Source organism: Kribbella sp. NPDC049584 (assembly GCF_040675555.1).
Lineage (GTDB): Bacteria > Actinomycetota > Actinomycetes > Propionibacteriales > Kribbellaceae > Kribbella.
In genome coordinates this window covers 38,605-53,374 of sequence record NZ_JBFAPF010000001.1, presented here as the reverse complement: position 1 = coordinate 53,374, position 14,770 = coordinate 38,605, and the positions used below count along the sequence as shown (strand labels likewise).

The following is a 14,770-nucleotide window of genomic DNA, read 5'->3' as shown; positions in this document are numbered from 1 at the left end:
ATGGAGACCGTTTACGAAGCGGCGGGTGGGTCCGAAGGCATGCTCCGGCTGGCGCGGGCCTGGCACGAGCGGGTGATGGCCGACGAGGTCGTCAGCCATGCGTTCCACGGTGAGGTCGAGCCTGATCACGTCGAGCGGTTGGCGGCGTACTGGGCCGAGGCGCTCGGCGGGCCGGAGGGCTACACCGGGGTGTACGGCGACGAGGCGTACGTTGAGCGGCGGCACAGCGGGAACGGCGAGCACGACGAGATGAACCGGCTCGCGATCGAGCGCTTCGACGAGGCGATGACCGACGCGGAGCTGACGGACCCGAAGCTCCGGCAGGTGCTGCACGACTATTTCGCCTGGGCGACGTTCACCACGATGTACCGCCACAACACCGCCGACATCGCCGACGACCTGACGATCCCGCGCTGGTCGTGGGACGGTCTGCAGACGTGACGGACCGCCTCTCGAGGCTCGCCCGCAGCTGGGACGAGGCGGCCGAGGGGTACGAGCAGTACTTCGTGCCGCGCTTCGCTCCGTGGGTGCAGGCTGCGGTCGACGCCGTCCATACCATACCGTTTGGTACGGTCCTCGTCCCCTGCTGCGGAACCTTCCCCGAGCTCGAACTGCTGGCGCCCCGGTTCCCCGACCGGCGAATCGTCGGCATCGACCTATCCGCCGAAATGGTCCGCCTGGCCCGCCTCCGCGCCGCCGGGCTTGCCGTCGACGGCGTTCCCGCGGCTGGGCCGAGCGCGGGTGGGCTGAGCGCGGGTGGGCTGAGCGCGGGTGGGCTGAGCGCGGGTGGGCTGAGCGCGGGTGGGCTGAGCGCGGGTGGGCTGAGCGCGGGTGGGCTGAGCGCGGGTGGGCCGAGCGCGGATGGGCTTGGCGCGGATGGGCTTGGCGCTGACGGGCGTTCGGTTGTCGAGGTGGTTCAGGGGGACGCGGCTGCGCTTGATCCGGACTGGGGTGCGGCGGCGGTTGTCTCTGTTTTCGGGCTGCAGCAGTTGCCTGATCCGCCCGCCGCGATCCGGTCCTGGTACGACGCGCTTCGCCCGGGCGGCAGGCTCTGTGTCGTCTACTGGCCTGAGTTCGCGGAGGAGACCGGCCCGTTCGCGCTGCTGGACGAGGTGATCGACGGGCGGCGCGACCGCTCGTGGGAGGACGCGCTGATCCCGGCGCTCGATGGTGCCGTGATCGAGCGGGACGAACTGGTGTCGTACCCGATGGTGCATCCCAGCGCAGCGGCGTACTTCGACGCGGCCGACCGTTCCGGGCCGTTGCGCGCGACCGCGTTGGCACGTGGTGACGAGTACATCGCGGAGCTGCGAGCGAGCTACCTGGCGAAGGCGCCGGAGGGGGAGTGGGTCCACCATCCGCAGGCGCGGTTGATCAGCGCTCGGAAGCCGCCGAGTCGTCGCTAGGAAGCCGCCGAGTCGTGCGGAGGCAGCGCCACCGACTTCGTGACAAGCTCGACCGCAGGGTCGAACGGGATGGTCGGATCGCCGTCGACGATCACATGCGCGCGCGAACGAGTGGCCTGCTCGGCGAAGTGGTCACGCTCCCAGCGCATCCATTCGAGCCAGTGGTCACGGAGCGGCTCGCCGTCGCGTTCGATGCCGCGCTCGAGGCGGACCTCGTTCGACGTCTCGACCCAGAGCCGCAGCGACTGCCAATGCGCCGCATCCCGGTCGCAGGCAGTGACACCCTCGACGATGAGCAGATCCACGGTGTTCGGTACGACGTGCAGCTCGGCGTACGCCCCGACGTACCAGTCATAGCGGCGGTAGCGGCCCTCTCGGCCGTCGGCGAGCCGTTGCAGCACGTGGTCGCGGAGCAGACCGAATCCACGCTCGGCTCCGGTCCAGCCGTCGTACAGGTCGTCCATGTGGATGACGTAGGTGTTCAGGTCGCGGGCCTCGGCCCGGGCCTGCAGGTGGGCGGCGACAGTCGTCTTGCCGGATCCGGCCGGGCCGTCGATGCCGATCAGCCGGGTCCGGCCCAGTAGAGGCGAGCCGGCCTGGACGTTGTCGAGCAGCGAGTCGATGGTCAGGGGTGAGCCGTGGTCAGCGGCTTTGTCAGTTGATTCCATGGCGCTTCAGGATGTCCTCGATCTCGTCGAACTCCGACGAATCCTGCTGCTTCGCCTTCCCCTTTGACGGCTTGGCAGCTTTGGCGGTGGTGGCCGAGGCGGGTTGCGGACCCGTCGCGGTCAGCTCACCCGCGGGCGAGGCGGGCTTGTTCTGTGCCTTCTGTGACTTCTCCGCCTTCTGGTTCCCTCCGCGACCCCGGGCTACACCCGACACGACGTAGAGCACCACCGAGACGCCGAACAGCGCGACCCCGGCCCAGACCGTCGGCGAGAAGATCAGGTGCGTGACCCAGCTCACCGTCGAGCGGACCACGTCCCAGACCAGCTCCAGCAGACCGGTCAGGTACAGCGAGACCGGTAGCAGGGACCAAGCCACGCCGCGCGTGCCGGCCGCCACCCCGCGTCGCCGCCAGGCGAACCACGAGCCGATCAGACCGAGCAGCGTGAGGCCTACGCAGAACGGCAGCAGCGTCAAATCGTTGAAATCAGGCACATACCCAGGCTCGCACAGTCCCCGCCGGAACCAAGGGGGGAAGTGCCCTGACGTACCCCTGAAACCGCGCCCCGGATCCCCAGGCCATCACAACCGGCGCTCGCGCTCGAGCGTGAGCGCGGCGACAACCCGGTCGGCGCGATTGTGATGGCCTGGAGAACCGGACCCCCACCACTCATCAAGCTCCCGCCCAGAGCCCTAGCCCGGCCCAAGTGAGCGTGGCGGGTCCGGTGCGGGTGGGGTTGGTTAGTGGTGGCGGTCCGGGTCCGGCAAGAATGCAGGCATGCAACCAGAGCGGCGGCTGGCGTTCACCGGCTTCGACAACGACGACGGTACGGCGGATCCCGCGCTTGCGACCGCGCTTGCGCAGGGTGATGACGGCGCGATGCTGGCCGCGCTGACCAAGGCGCGGTTGCTGGTGCCCGTCGTGGCGATGCTCGGCGAGGTCGAGTACGACGAGAACGGGCTGGCGCACGACAAGACCTCGGACATGGCGGTCGCGCTGCTCCAGGGCCAAGACGGGCGGAACGCGCTGCTCGCCTTCACCGGCACCGAGAGCCTGGCCCGGTGGAGCCCGGAGGCGCGGCCGATGCCGGCCCAGGCGCAGTTGGTGGCGACCGCGGCGATCCAGGAAGGTGCCGCGGCGATCGTGCTGGACATCGCCGGTCCGGCCGCCGGCGTGATCGAGACCGACGATGTACGCCGATTGGCCGCCGGCCTCCAGGTCGTTCGTCTGGAAGACGGCGGCTACGGGTGGATCGAATCAGCCGACGGGTGAGCTGAGCGCGTCCATCGGCTTGGCGCGCATTGCGAGGCGACCGGTGATCGCAGTGGTCGGGAGCACCAGCAGGAGGACTACCGCGATCCAGGCGATGAGGACCCAGACCGGCCCGGACGGAATCGGCCAACCTCGGGTGGCCATCGCGATCGGGAGCACGGTGAACGCTGCGGTGATCAGACCGCTCACCAGTCCGAGTGCTGCGATGAGCAGACCCTCGAGGCCGAGCATGCGCGAGACCTCGCGGCGGGTCGATCCGGTCAGGCGCTGAAGGCCGAACTCGCGGCGCCGGTCGAGTACGGCGACGGCGATCGTGTTGACCGAAGCGATTGCGGTGTAGGCGACTGCGATCGCGGCGAGCAGGTATCCGATCCAGGCGTCGACGCCGAGGCCGGTGTCCAGTCCGTCGGCGAGCAGTTCGCGGCCGCCGATCGTCGTACCGGGCCATTTCGAGAGGTCCAGGTGGAGCTTGCCGGTGGTCTTCAGGACCAGCTGGCTCGGCAGACCGGTCGTGGTGTGGGCGGCCAAGAGTTGCGCGGGGAGCAGGAGCGATTGGTAGCTGGACGGGCCTTCTGCGAGGGCGACCACCTTGACCTTGACGAGAGAGTCGTCGCCCAGCCGCAGTCCGATCTCCGAACCGACGTCCACCTTGAGCTTCTTCGCCGTACCCGGCGGCAAGGCGATGGTGTTGCCGGTCAGGTCGTCGAGCGAGCCCTTGGTGACTTTGTCCTTGTAGATAGGGCCGCTCAGGCCGAGCAGGGGCCAGGCGTCGCTGGTGTGGGAGGCGTCGTACGGCTCCTCGATCCAGCCTTTGCTGCGGACGAGTTCGGACGATGCGGTGACGCCCGGGAGTTCGCCGGCGGCCTTGGTCAGGGAGGCGGGGATGCCGCCGGTGATGACGACGTCGCCGGCCAGGTTGCTGGTGAAGGCTTCGACAGCTGCTTTCTGCTGCGTCGTCTGGGAGTAGATGTTGCCTATGGCAATTGCCGTGGCGATCGTGATCGGGATCAGGATCGCGCCGAACTGCACCGCCCGGACGCGGAGGTTGATGACCGCGAGAACTCCGCTCGTACCGCGCTTCTCGACGAGTCGGGTGATGCGGGGGACGAGCGCTCGCTGGATCACGAGTGGGGCGAGGATTGCGACTGCGATCGACCCGGTGAGACCGGCGGGCCCGCCGATCGCGGCTGCGTTGGTCGGACCCATGAACGGTGTGGACATGGCGATCGCTACCGTAGCGCCGGCGAAGATCAGGCCGATGGTGACGCGGATGCGGCTGAGTGCGACATTCGGTACGGCGGCCTCCGCGAGGGCCTGGATCGGACGGATCCGGGCAGCGCGGTTCGCGGCGAACCCGACGGTGATGCGCAGTACTGCGAACGTGAGGATGGCCGCGCCGGCGAAGGGGAGCGGGCCCTGGTCGTACCGGAGTTGGGGAGGCACGATCCCGCCGTCGGCGAGCATGCCGAAGATCCAGTTGCCGGCAAGCCGTCCGCAAAGCAGGCCGAGGACGAGCCCGAGTACGCCGACCACCATGGTTTCCGCGATCACCATCTTGCCGACCTGACGCGGTGTCGCACCGCTTGCCCGCAGCAACGCCAGCTCACGACGCCGCTGCCGCACCGACAACCCGATCGTCGCCGAGACCACGAGCGCCATCACCACGGCCACCATCCCACCGAAGACGCCGGACATGATGATCAAAGGCAGACTCGTAGCAATCCCTTGAAACTCCGCAACACCGCGGTCGTCCCCTGTGTACGCCTTCACGCCCGGCGGCAACTCAAGCCGCTCTGCGAGTTGGCGAGCCGACGTACCGTCCGCCGGGAACACCCCGATCGCATCCACCCCAGCCGGCACGTCCGCATCCGCGAAGAACACCCCCGGCACATCAACCTCCCGCTGAGCCACAGCAATCCCCGCCAGCACAAACCCCCGCGGCTCACCCCCCACAACCACAGTCACCCGATCCCCAGGCACAGCAGCCCCAGCCAGCCGCCGATCCAGCACAACCTGCCCGGCCCGCGGAGCACTCCCGCCGGTCAACTCGTAGGGCGTCAGCGCCGCCGCCGACCAGCCGTGCCCCGCCAGCTCCATACCAAACGGTTTGGTATGGCCGCCGTCGGGATCGCGCGCACCAGCAGTCGCACCGCTGGCCGGCTGACCAGCGGTGGGCTCACCAGCAGTTGCCTGGCCGGCTGCCGGCTGACCAGCTGCCGTTGTGACGGCGGCTGGGAATGACCTGTCGGCGATTGCCCTTGCGACCCCGGGTGTGCTGGCGAGCTTGGCGACGAGCGTCGGGTCTACGCGGTGGCGTTCGGGGAACGGGGCGGAGCCGCTGCCGTTGGGTGGGTGGTATGCCGGGTCGCCGGCCACGATGATTGGCGCGGCTGCGAGGCGTTGGGGTGGGGCGTTGAGGCGCAAGCCGGTTTCCAGGAGACCCCCGGCGGCGGCCAGGAGAGCCCCGCCGAGGAGGACTGCGACGAAGATCGCGAGGAAGGCGGCGGTGCGGTAGCGCAGGGTGGTGGCGGCGAGACGGAACATGTCAGTTCTCCCTGGGTGAGAGGCTCAGGTGGGCGAGTTCCGCGGCGACTGACTCGGCGGTGGGATGGGTGGTTTCGGAAGCGATCCGGCCGTCGACGAGGAAGACCACGCGTTCGGCGTACGACGCCGCGACCGGATCGTGGGTGACCATCACGGTCGTCTGACCGAGTTCGCGGGACTGATCTCGAAGCAGTGTCAGCACCTCGAGCGCGGTGGTCGTATCGAGCGCGCCGGTCGGCTCATCCGCGAACGTGACCGCAGTACGTCCGGCCAACGCCCGCGCGATCGCGACCCGCTGCTGCTGAGCACCGGACAACTCACTCGGCCTGTTCTTCATCCGCGCATCGAGCCCGACCCGCCGGATGACCTCGGTCACCCACGCATCGTCCGGCGACTTCCCGGCCAGCGTCAGCGGCAGTACGACGTTCTGCCGCACCGTCAGAGCCGGCATCAGATTGAACGACTGGAAGACGAACGCCACGGACTCGCGCCGCAGCTCCGTCAGCGCGGTCTCATCCAGACCGCGCAGCGACCTCCCGACCAGCGAGACATCACCAGAGGTCGGTACGTCGAGCCCGGCCGCACAGTGCAACAAGGTGCTTTTGCCGGACCCGGACGGTCCCATCACCGCGGTGAACGTGCCGGCCTCGAAGCCGTAGGTGACACCGCCCAGCGCCTCGACAGCGCCGGGCCCGGTGCCATACACCTTGCGAACGTCCGTGAGCTGCACACTCATGGCGCGACCAGTACGTCGGACTTGCGGTGGTACGACTCGTTCGTCCACCAGAGGATCGCGACGACTGCGCCGAGACCGAGGTCCGACCAGAGCCACCACGGTCCGTCGAAGTGACCGAACATCGCCAGCGCCACCCAGATGACGAACTGCACCACACACGTCACCAGCCACACGCCGGCGAACGCACGCAGCGCCGTGGTCAGCCCGCGGGGCGGGGTCGCGTCGGCAACGCCCGCCATGATCCTGCGGAGCTCGCCGCGGGTCTGAGCGGCGAGCAACTGCAACTGCCGATCGCCGGCCTGCGACGGAGTGAGCACGGCCTGCCGTACGGCGCTGTCGAGCTTGGCGACGGCGGCGCGGCGGTCGGCGTCGGTCAGCTGGATCTGGTCGGGCGTCAGGAGGGGTTCGAGCAGCGTGTACATGGTGCGTTCCTTCCAGGAGGTCGATGTGAAAAAGCGTAGGGGTTGCACAGTTTCGTCCGCCCGGTGCTCAGGACCCGTTCCGAGGTGGTGCTAACACCCCTCTTCCACCCCTCTTCCACCGCTCTGCTCTGGGATCGGCCCGCTCCACGGCCGTCGTACGTCAGGATGGGAGGCATGACCAAGGACCACGGGGAGCTGCCGCCGGGGCTCGCGCTGTCCTGGGGTGTGCTGCCGGTCCAGCGGCGCGGGCCGAAGCCGGCGCTGTCGATCGAGCAGATCGTCGCGACCGGCATCGAGTTCGGCGACCGGGACGGGTTCGAGGCGATCTCGCTGCAGCGGATCGCGGCGCACCTCGGCGTCACCACGAACGCGATGTACCGCTACGTGCGGTCCAAAGAAGAACTGATCGTGCTGGTGAACGACAAAGCGGTCGGGCTCCCACCCGAGCTACCGGAAGGCTGGCGGCCGGCGGCGATCGCCTGGGTGGACGCCCAGGTCAAGCTGTACGCCGAACGGCCGTGGCTGCTCGATGTGCCGATCCGAGGCGCCCCGGTGACGCCGAACCAGCTGCGCTGGGTGGAGGCCATGCTCACGGCTCTGTCCACGACGGGGCTCAGCCAGCACGACAACCTCGGCTGTCTGCTGCTGCTCAGCGGATACGTGCGGAACTACGCCAGCCTTGCCCGGCAGCTCGGCTCGAGCGCGGACGCACCGGTGCAAGCGGAGCAGGTCGGGCGGTTCCTGGTGCCACGGTTGATGGAGGGTGGCTACCCGACGCTGACGTCGGTGTACCTCAACCAGGAGTACGAGGACGGCCTCGACGACGACCTGGAGTTCGGGCTCGCGCGGATCCTCGACGGCATCGACGTACTGATCGCCAAGCGCTAACGCCGGGAAACCAGGAGCTGCGTCAGGTACTCACTAGCTAGGCAGGGCGATCCGCACTGGGCCGGTTGCGCGGGCCTCGACCCAGCGCAGGTGGAAATCGCTGCCGGGGGCAACTTCCGGCCGGCGCTGGGGCTCGGTGCGAAGGTTGACCGGTGCGGTGAGCGTCGTCGCGGCCGGCTGCTCGGGAAGGCCATGGGTTCTGACGTCGGCGATGACTTGGGCGAGGGCTTGGGCGGCCGGCTTGCGTTCGTGGTCGACGGTGAACAGGCCCAGGTCGTACTCGCGGTCCGGGAAGTCGAGGAGGCTCCGGTCGATATCGTGCGACGACCACCACGTCACGCCGTACAGAGCCGGGTTCGGCAGCACAATCTCGACGGTACGACGGGTGAACTCGGCCTGCAGGTCCGTGGGGATATCGGGCCCGGGTACGCCGATCTCCTGCAGCCAGACGGGACGCGTCGGGTCCAGCGCCGTGGCGTGAGCCAGCTCGACCAGGTAATCGGCGTGAGTGAGCGTGGCCGGCCCGAGGGGACCGTCCACTCGTGAGACCCCGTTGAAAACCCACGAGTGGACAGTACTCAGGTCACCCAGCTCCACGGCGTCAACGGGGTGGAAGGGGTGATCGGCCTTGTACCAGGCGTCGTCGAACACGGAGTGCAAAGCGAGCACATCTGGCGCCGCCTTCTTCAGCGTGATCAGCAGGTCCTGTGCCCAAGCGGTCGAGGCCTCGGGCGAGGTCGGGCTGTCCGGCCAGAGGTTGTTGACCTCGTTCCCGAGCGTGATCGCGAAGACGTTCGGCTTCGTCGCGACGGCGCGCGCCACGGTGCCGACGTACGCCGTGAGACCGTCGCGGACCGTCGGATCCTCGAACAGGCTGCTCTTGTGCCAGGTCAGCACCCACGACGGGAGGAAGTCGAAGCTCGACAGGTGCCCCTGGATCAGGTCGACCGCGACGGTCAGCCCGTGCTCGGCGGCAGCGTCGATCGTGTCGAGCAGGTCGGCGATCGCGCGCTCGCGGATGATCGCCCGGTTCGGCTGGATCCACGGCCAGACCGGGAACACCCGCACGTGGTCCAGCCCGATCGCGGCCAGGTCGGCGAAGTCCCGCCGTACCGCGGCGCCGTCGTAGTCCAGCCAGCTGTAGAACCAGCCGCTGGAGGGGACGTAGTTGGCACCGAACCGGGGGACCGAAGGCATGCCGAGGATGCTAAATCGGTTTAGGGCGCGAGGGCAACATCAGCCCGGGCGGAGCGGTGGACTCGCGGACCGTGAGGACCGGGTCGGCGGTGCGGCGGTTGATCACCTGGGCAGGGTCGGCGATGATCTCGAGCAGCACCTCGGCGGCCTGGCGGCCGAACTCGAAGGTGTCCCGGGACAGGGCCGTCAGCGCCGGGTGCATGAGCTGGGTCAGGATCGAGTCGTCGAACGCGACGATCGACAGGTCGCCGGGGACCGAGACGCCCATCTCCATCGCGACGCCGAGTCCGGCGACCGCCATCACGTCGCTGTCGTAGACGATCGCGGTCGGCCGCTCCGACTGGGACAGCAGCCTGCGCGTGATCGCGGCGCCCTCGGCGTCGCTGAAGTCCGTGGTCAACGACGGGGCGTCCACCAGCCCCAGGCGCGGAGCCGCGTCGCGGAGCGCCCGGATGCGGCGCTGGGTGTGCTGGAAGATCGGCGTACCCGCGACGTGGGCGATCCGGCGATGGCCGAGCGCGGCCAGGTATTCCACGATCGAGAGCATCGCGTCGCGGTCGTCGGCCCAGACCGACGCGAGCGCGCCCTTCCCGCCCCGGCCGCCGATGACGACGGCGGGCAGCTCGAGCGCCTTGAGCTCGTCGACCCGCGGGTCCTTGACCGTCAGGTCGACCAGGATCACGCCGTCGACGCGGTGCTCGGAGGTCCAGCGCCGGTACACCTCGATCTCGGCGGCCGTGTCCTCGACGATCAGCAGCTGCAGCGAGATCGACTCCGCGGACAGGCCGGACTGTACGCCGGAGAGCAGGTGCGCGAAGAACGGCTCGACCCCCAGGGTCCGCGCCGGCCGCGCGATCACCATCCCGACCGAGTCGACGCGCGAGGCCCCGAGCGCCCGCGCCGCGCTGTGCGGCCGCCAGCTCATCTGCTCGGCGATCTTCAGGATCCGCTCGCGGGTCGCGTCGCTGACACCCGGCCGCCCGTTCAGCGCGAACGACACCGCACCCTTGGACACCCCCGCCCGGGTCGCAATATCCGCGATCGTCGGTCTGGCCACGTGGATCCCCTCTCACCCTTGACAGCGGATTCTACGATCCCCGATAGTGCAGGAGCTATACCGGTTTATCAAACCCAGGAGATCCCATGCGTAGACGCCGTCCGGCGCTCGTGGCAAGTCTTGCCGCCGCCGCTCTCACTCTGGCCGGTTGCGGCCTCGGATCCGAGGACTCCGGCAGCGGTGGCGCCAAGCCGACCGTCGACGCGAACGCCCAGGTGACCGGTGAGGTCAGCTTCCAGACGTGGGCGCTGAAGCCGAAGTTCACGTCGTACGTCGAAGGCGTGATCAAGGCCTTCGAGGCGAAGTACCCGGGCACGCACGTGACGTGGCTCGACCAGCCCGGCGACGGGTACGACAAGAAGGTGCTGAGCCAGGCCTCGGCCGGCCAGCTGCCCGACGTCACCAACCTGCCCCCGGACTTCGCGCTCAGCCTGGCCAAGCAGAACATGCTGCTCGACGTCGCGGCCGCCGACCCGAAGATCAAGGACGAGTACGTCGAGGGCGGCGTCCAGGCGTACGAGTACCAGGGGATGAACGGCACCTTCGGCTACCCGTGGTACCTGAACACCGACATCGACTACTGGAACGCGACGAAGTTCGCCGCGGCCGGCCTGGACGTGAAGAACCCGCCGAAGACCTTCGACGAGCTGCTCGCGGCCGCGAAGACGATGCACGACAAGACCGGCGGCAAGGAGTACCTGATGAGCCGCCTGCCGGGCATCGGCGACTTCACCAACGCCGGCGTCAAGATCCTGTCCGACGACGGCAAGAAGTTCGTCTTCAACACTCCTGAGGCCGCTGCCCTGCTGGACAAGTACCGCGACGCCTACAAGGCCGGCTATATGCCGCGCGATATCCTGACCAACGAGTACCTGGGCAACTCGAAGCTCTTCACCCAGGGCAAGGTCGCCTGGACGACCGGTGGCGGCAACGCGATCCAGGACTTCCAGAAGGACAACCCGTCGCTGAAGGGCAAGGTCGTCCCGTCGCCCGCACTCGACACCCCGCCGCTGTACGTGCAGGGTCTGTCGGTGTCGGCCAAGACCAAGAACCAGGCCGCCGCGATCGCGCTCGCCCGGTTCGTCACCAACGCCGAGAACCAGGCCGCGTTCGCGAAGATCGTGAACATCTTCCCGTCCACCAAGGCCTCCGCCCAGGACCCGTACTTCTCGAAGTCCGACGGTACGCCGGAGAGCGACGCGAAGGTGCTCGCGTTCCAGTCGCTGGCCAAGGCCAAAAACCTGCAGCCGCCGGTGATCAGTGGCGCGACCAACGACTTCATCGGGCAGCAGATCTCGCTGGCGATCTCCGGCAAGATCACCTCCCAGGCAGCCCTCGACGCGGCGGTGGCGAAGGCCAACCAGCTTCTTACCCAGTAATGAGGTATCACCGTTGGTTCACCCCGTGGGTGCTGGTGATCCCAGCACTCGCGTGGTTGCTCGTCTTCAACCTGTGGCCGTCGATCAACACCGTCATCCTGTCGTTCACGAACGCCAGACCGATCGGCGGCGGCCACTTCGTCGGCCTCAAGAACTTCGAGACCCTGCTGCACGACGAGCAGTTGCGGTGGGCGCTGCTCAACAGCGTCATCTACATGGTGGTCTGCCTGCCGTTCCTCACGGTCCTGCCGCTGCTGCTCGCCGTGCTGGTCGAGAAGAAGCTGCCCGGGATCACCTTCTTCCGTACTGCGTTCTACACACCGGTGGTGGCGTCTGCGGTCGTGGTGGCGCTGATCTGGCAGTGGATCCTCGACGACCGCGGTCTGGTCAACGGGATGGCCGAGAAGCTCGGGTTCATCTCGGGGCCGTTGCCGTTCCTATCCGACCAGTGGCTGTTGTTGCTGAGCGCAATCAGTCTGACGATCTGGAAGGGGCTCGGGTACTACATGATCATCTACCTGGCCGCCCTCGGGAACGTCGGACGTGAGCTGCACGAGGCCGCCGCGGTCGACGGTGCCGGGCCGCTGCGGCGGTTCGTCCACATCACGATCCCCGGCGTCCGCGGGACGATGATCCTGATCTCGATCCTGATCTCGGTGTCGGCGCTGCGGGTGTTCTCCGAGCTGTTCATCCTCAGCGGCGGCAAGGGCGGTCCGGGCGGCCGGGACAACTCGGTCGTGATGCTGATCCAGCAGTACAGCCAGGGTTTCGAGGGCAACCTCGGGTACGCGTCGGCGTTGTCGATCGTGCTGTTCTTCGTCACCGTCGTACCGATGCTCGTCCTGGCTCGCCTGAACCGTCGAGGAGCCGAAGCATGAGCGTTGTCACCGATCCAGCCCGGCCGGCCGTTGTCGAGGCGCCCGGTAAGCCGCCTGCTCGGCGGCGCGGTTCGTTCGGCTTCAACACGGTGTCACCGCGCGAGAAGGTCGTGCGCTACCTGCTGCTGGCGTTCGTGCTGCTGATCACGATCGGGCCGTTCCTGTGGCAGCTGTCTACCTCGCTGAAGGGATCCGGGGAGGACATCTACACCCGGATCCCGCGGCTGCTGCCGGCCCAGCCGACGTTCGACCACTACAAAGAGGTCACCGACACCATCCCGGTCTGGGACTACGCGCGGAACTCGCTGGTGGTCGCCGTACTGGTTGTCGGCGGCAACGTGATCGGAGCGTCGCTGGCCGGGTTCGCGATCTCGCGGTTGCAGTTCCGGGGCCGCAAGATCGTGCTCGGGCTGTTCCTGGCGACACTGGTGCTGCCGGGTGAGGTCACGATCATTTCGCAGTACGTGACGGTGCGGGAGTTCGGACTGGCGAACACGCTGTTCGGCGTCGCGCTGCCCGGCATGATCGGCGCGCTCAACGTTCTGCTGATGTATAACGCGTTCCGCGCCCTTCCGCTGGAGGTCGACCAGGCCGCGATCGTCGACGGCGCGAACGCCTGGCAACGCTTCGTGTACGTCGGTCTGCCGTCGGTGCGCGGGACGATCAGCGTGATCGCGATCTTCGCGTTCATCGGCGCGTGGGACGACTTCCTCTGGCCGTTGATCGTGCTCACCGACCCGAACAAGTACACGCTGACCGTCGGCCTGCAGTACCTGTCCGGAACCTTCAGCAATAACCCCCGCCTGATCGCCGCCGGCACGATGATCGCGTTCATCCCGATCGTGATCGTGTTCGCGACCCTGCAGCGGTTCTTCTTCAAGGGCGTCGAGGAAGGCGCCGTCAAGGGATAGCCGTTGCTTCGATCCAGCTGTAACCGCCCATGCAGTACTTGGTTCGAAGGAGTGTGTTGCAATGTTGCGTAAGGCAATCGCCGTCGCGGCGGTCCTGGCCGCCGCGCTCGGGGCCGTCCCGGCCCACGCGAGTACGACGGCCGACAGCAAACGCGTCGTCGTGTACTACCAGACGCAGTACGTGAACGGCGTCTACGTGTCGCCGAAGGCGCTCACCGACAACAACACCGGCGTGACGAATGTGCTGGTCGGCGCGATCCACCTCGACGAAACCGCCGTCCACCTGAACGACGATCCGCCGGAGTCGGCGAAGTTCACCCAGATGTGGGCCGACCTGCACGCGATGCAGGCCGCCGGGGTGAAGGTGTCGGCGTTCGTCGGCGGTGCGGCGCAAGGTTCGTTCCAGCGGCTCGACACCCAGTTCGACACGTACTACCCGCGGCTGAAGAACCTCGTCACGACGTACGGGCTCGACGGTCTCGACCTGGACGTCGAGGAGAACATGTCGCAGGCCGGGATCAACCGGCTGATCGACCAGCTGACCGCGGACTTCGGCACCGGATTCATCATCACGCTGGCCCCGGTCGCGCCCGCGCTGAGCGGCGGCGGCAACCTGTCCGGGTTCAACTACGAGACCCTCGAGCGGGACGAGGGCTCGAAGATCGACTTCTACAACGCGCAGTTCTACTGCGGTTGGGGCTCGATGGCCAACACCAGCGGGTACGACGCCATCATCAACCGCGGCGTGTTCGCGGCGTCCAAGGTGGTCGCCGGTGTGGTCACGAACTCGGCCAACTGCTCCGGATACGTGCCGCTGGCAACGTTGAAGAGCACGCTCGGCTCGCTGGTCGCGAAGTACCAGGCCTTCGGTGGCGTGGACGGCTGGGAGTACTTCAACTCCGACCCGGGCGGTACGGCGGGGCCGTGGCAGTGGGCTCGTGAGATGACCTCGGCGATGGCCGGCAGCACGGGGCCGGTCGACCTCGCCCTGAACAAGGCCGCCACCGGATCCGCATCCTGCAACAGCAGTGAGACGCCGGCCAAGGCCGTCAACGGCAGCGTGTCGGGCGGGAACTCCGACAAGTTCTGCTCGCTCGCTTCCTCGAAGTTCCTCCAGGTGGATCTGGGGTCGGCCGTCTCGGTCGGTTCCGTGGAGATCTCGCACGCGTCGGCCGGCGGCGAGTCTGCGTCGTACAACACGCGTGCGTACACCCTGCAGACCTCTACCAACGGCTCCACCTGGACGACTCGGGCGACGGTCACCGCCAACACCGCCGGCGTCACTACCCACACCCTGTCCGGGGTGACGGCCCGCTACCTCCGGCTCAACATCACCTCGCCCACCCAGGGCACCGATCCGGCAGCCCGCATCTACGAACTCAAAGCGTTCGCCTGACCAGCACCGAGCGGCCC

At 68.0% G+C, this 14,770-nt stretch carries 15 protein-coding genes; 8 read left to right on the top strand and 7 right to left on the bottom strand.

The genetic code is table 11. The features are described from left to right. A complete protein-coding gene (locus AB0J62_RS00245; RefSeq protein ID WP_363862199.1) occupies positions 1-441 on the top strand; it encodes an oxidoreductase in 441 nt (146 codons plus the stop codon). After that, a complete protein-coding gene (locus AB0J62_RS00240; RefSeq protein ID WP_363862196.1) occupies positions 438-1,406 on the top strand; it encodes a class I SAM-dependent methyltransferase in 969 nt (322 codons plus the stop codon). Before AB0J62_RS00245 ends, AB0J62_RS00240 begins: the two co-directional genes overlap by 4 nt. On the opposite strand, the gene AB0J62_RS00235 is transcribed toward AB0J62_RS00240, so the two are convergent. Further along, on the bottom strand, positions 1,403-2,074 hold the full coding sequence (locus AB0J62_RS00235) for a hypothetical protein (protein ID WP_363862193.1): 672 nt from the start codon (positions 2,072-2,074) through the stop codon (positions 1,403-1,405). The two genes, AB0J62_RS00240 and AB0J62_RS00235, sit on opposite strands and share 4 nt — an antisense overlap. Then, the gene (locus AB0J62_RS00230) at positions 2,061-2,567 is read right to left on the bottom strand and encodes a hypothetical protein (protein ID WP_363862190.1); all 507 of its coding nucleotides are present in this window, start codon (positions 2,565-2,567) and stop codon (positions 2,061-2,063) included. The genes AB0J62_RS00235 and AB0J62_RS00230 overlap by 14 nt, the downstream gene beginning before the upstream one ends. Positions 2,568-2,850: 283 nt before the next feature. On the opposite strand from AB0J62_RS00230, the gene AB0J62_RS00225 reads away from it, so the two are divergent. After that, on the top strand, positions 2,851-3,345 hold the full coding sequence (locus AB0J62_RS00225) for an SseB family protein (protein ID WP_363862187.1): 495 nt from the start codon (positions 2,851-2,853) through the stop codon (positions 3,343-3,345). Here AB0J62_RS00225 and AB0J62_RS00220 read toward each other — a convergent pair. From AB0J62_RS00220 to AB0J62_RS00210, 3 genes are read right to left on the bottom strand one after another with little or no spacing between them, the layout of a single operon-like run. Beyond that, positions 3,331-5,889 (bottom strand): FtsX-like permease family protein, encoded by a 2,559-nt coding sequence (locus AB0J62_RS00220; RefSeq protein ID WP_363862184.1) that lies wholly within the window; start codon positions 5,887-5,889, stop codon positions 3,331-3,333. The two genes, AB0J62_RS00225 and AB0J62_RS00220, sit on opposite strands and share 15 nt — an antisense overlap. A gap of 1 nt (position 5,890) precedes the next feature. Continuing rightward, positions 5,891-6,625: an ABC transporter ATP-binding protein gene (locus tag AB0J62_RS00215; protein ID WP_363862181.1), complete on the bottom strand. Its 735-nt coding sequence runs from the start codon at positions 6,623-6,625 to the stop codon at positions 5,891-5,893. Beyond that, positions 6,622-7,047: a DUF1707 domain-containing protein gene (locus tag AB0J62_RS00210; protein ID WP_363862178.1), complete on the bottom strand. Its 426-nt coding sequence runs from the start codon at positions 7,045-7,047 to the stop codon at positions 6,622-6,624. The genes AB0J62_RS00215 and AB0J62_RS00210 overlap by 4 nt, the downstream gene beginning before the upstream one ends. Before the next feature lie 174 nt (positions 7,048-7,221). On the opposite strand from AB0J62_RS00210, the gene AB0J62_RS00205 reads away from it, so the two are divergent. Next, positions 7,222-7,935, top strand: coding sequence for a TetR/AcrR family transcriptional regulator (locus AB0J62_RS00205; protein ID WP_363862175.1), 714 nt, complete (start codon positions 7,222-7,224; stop codon positions 7,933-7,935). 33 nt (positions 7,936-7,968) lie between these two features. Here AB0J62_RS00205 and AB0J62_RS00200 read toward each other — a convergent pair whose 3' ends face one another. Both AB0J62_RS00200 and AB0J62_RS00195 read right to left on the bottom strand, forming a co-directional pair. Next, on the bottom strand, positions 7,969-9,132 hold the full coding sequence (locus AB0J62_RS00200) for a glycosyl hydrolase (protein WP_363862172.1): 1,164 nt from the start codon (positions 9,130-9,132) through the stop codon (positions 7,969-7,971). A gap of 10 nt (positions 9,133-9,142) precedes the next feature. Next, positions 9,143-10,189, bottom strand: coding sequence for a LacI family DNA-binding transcriptional regulator (locus tag AB0J62_RS00195; RefSeq protein ID WP_363862169.1), 1,047 nt, complete (start codon positions 10,187-10,189; stop codon positions 9,143-9,145). An 86-nt stretch (positions 10,190-10,275) separates the two neighbouring features. Between AB0J62_RS00195 and AB0J62_RS00190 the strand changes: the two genes are divergently transcribed. The 4 genes from AB0J62_RS00190 to AB0J62_RS00175 all read left to right on the top strand — a co-directional run bounded on the left by AB0J62_RS00190 (position 10,276) and on the right by AB0J62_RS00175 (position 14,753). Further along, complete coding sequence (locus tag AB0J62_RS00190; protein WP_363862166.1) at positions 10,276-11,568, top strand: sugar ABC transporter substrate-binding protein; 1,293 nt, start codon at positions 10,276-10,278, stop codon at positions 11,566-11,568. Next, positions 11,568-12,446, top strand: coding sequence for a sugar ABC transporter permease (locus AB0J62_RS00185; protein WP_363862162.1), 879 nt, complete (start codon positions 11,568-11,570; stop codon positions 12,444-12,446). Before AB0J62_RS00190 ends, AB0J62_RS00185 begins: the two co-directional genes overlap by 1 nt. Beyond that, on the top strand, positions 12,443-13,357 hold the full coding sequence (locus AB0J62_RS00180; protein ID WP_363862159.1) for a carbohydrate ABC transporter permease: 915 nt from the start codon (positions 12,443-12,445) through the stop codon (positions 13,355-13,357). The genes AB0J62_RS00185 and AB0J62_RS00180 overlap by 4 nt, the downstream gene beginning before the upstream one ends. Positions 13,358-13,418: 61 nt before the next feature. Beyond that, complete coding sequence (locus AB0J62_RS00175; RefSeq protein WP_363862156.1) at positions 13,419-14,753, top strand: discoidin domain-containing protein; 1,335 nt, start codon at positions 13,419-13,421, stop codon at positions 14,751-14,753. The last annotated feature ends 17 nt before the right edge of the window (positions 14,754-14,770 follow it).

What these genes read in the sequence shown, in the direction of transcription:
- AB0J62_RS00245 (WP_363862199.1), top strand. Translation starts at nt 1, where the DNA reads ATGGAGACCGTTTACGAAGCGGCGGGTGGGTCCGAAGGCATGCTCCGG.
- AB0J62_RS00235 (WP_363862193.1), bottom strand. Translation starts at nt 2,074, where the DNA reads ATGGAATCAACTGACAAAGCCGCTGACCACGGCTCACCCCTGACCATC.
- AB0J62_RS00225 (WP_363862187.1), top strand. Translation starts at nt 2,851, where the DNA reads ATGCAACCAGAGCGGCGGCTGGCGTTCACCGGCTTCGACAACGACGAC.
- AB0J62_RS00220 (WP_363862184.1), bottom strand. Translation starts at nt 5,889, where the DNA reads ATGTTCCGTCTCGCCGCCACCACCCTGCGCTACCGCACCGCCGCCTTC.
- AB0J62_RS00215 (WP_363862181.1), bottom strand. Translation starts at nt 6,625, where the DNA reads ATGAGTGTGCAGCTCACGGACGTTCGCAAGGTGTATGGCACCGGGCCC.
- AB0J62_RS00210 (WP_363862178.1), bottom strand. Translation starts at nt 7,047, where the DNA reads ATGTACACGCTGCTCGAACCCCTCCTGACGCCCGACCAGATCCAGCTG.
- AB0J62_RS00205 (WP_363862175.1), top strand. Translation starts at nt 7,222, where the DNA reads ATGACCAAGGACCACGGGGAGCTGCCGCCGGGGCTCGCGCTGTCCTGG.
- AB0J62_RS00200 (WP_363862172.1), bottom strand. Translation starts at nt 9,132, where the DNA reads ATGCCTTCGGTCCCCCGGTTCGGTGCCAACTACGTCCCCTCCAGCGGC.
- AB0J62_RS00190 (WP_363862166.1), top strand. Translation starts at nt 10,276, where the DNA reads ATGCGTAGACGCCGTCCGGCGCTCGTGGCAAGTCTTGCCGCCGCCGCT.
- AB0J62_RS00185 (WP_363862162.1), top strand. Translation starts at nt 11,568, where the DNA reads ATGAGGTATCACCGTTGGTTCACCCCGTGGGTGCTGGTGATCCCAGCA.
- AB0J62_RS00180 (WP_363862159.1), top strand. Translation starts at nt 12,443, where the DNA reads ATGAGCGTTGTCACCGATCCAGCCCGGCCGGCCGTTGTCGAGGCGCCC.
- AB0J62_RS00175 (WP_363862156.1), top strand. Translation starts at nt 13,419, where the DNA reads ATGTTGCGTAAGGCAATCGCCGTCGCGGCGGTCCTGGCCGCCGCGCTC.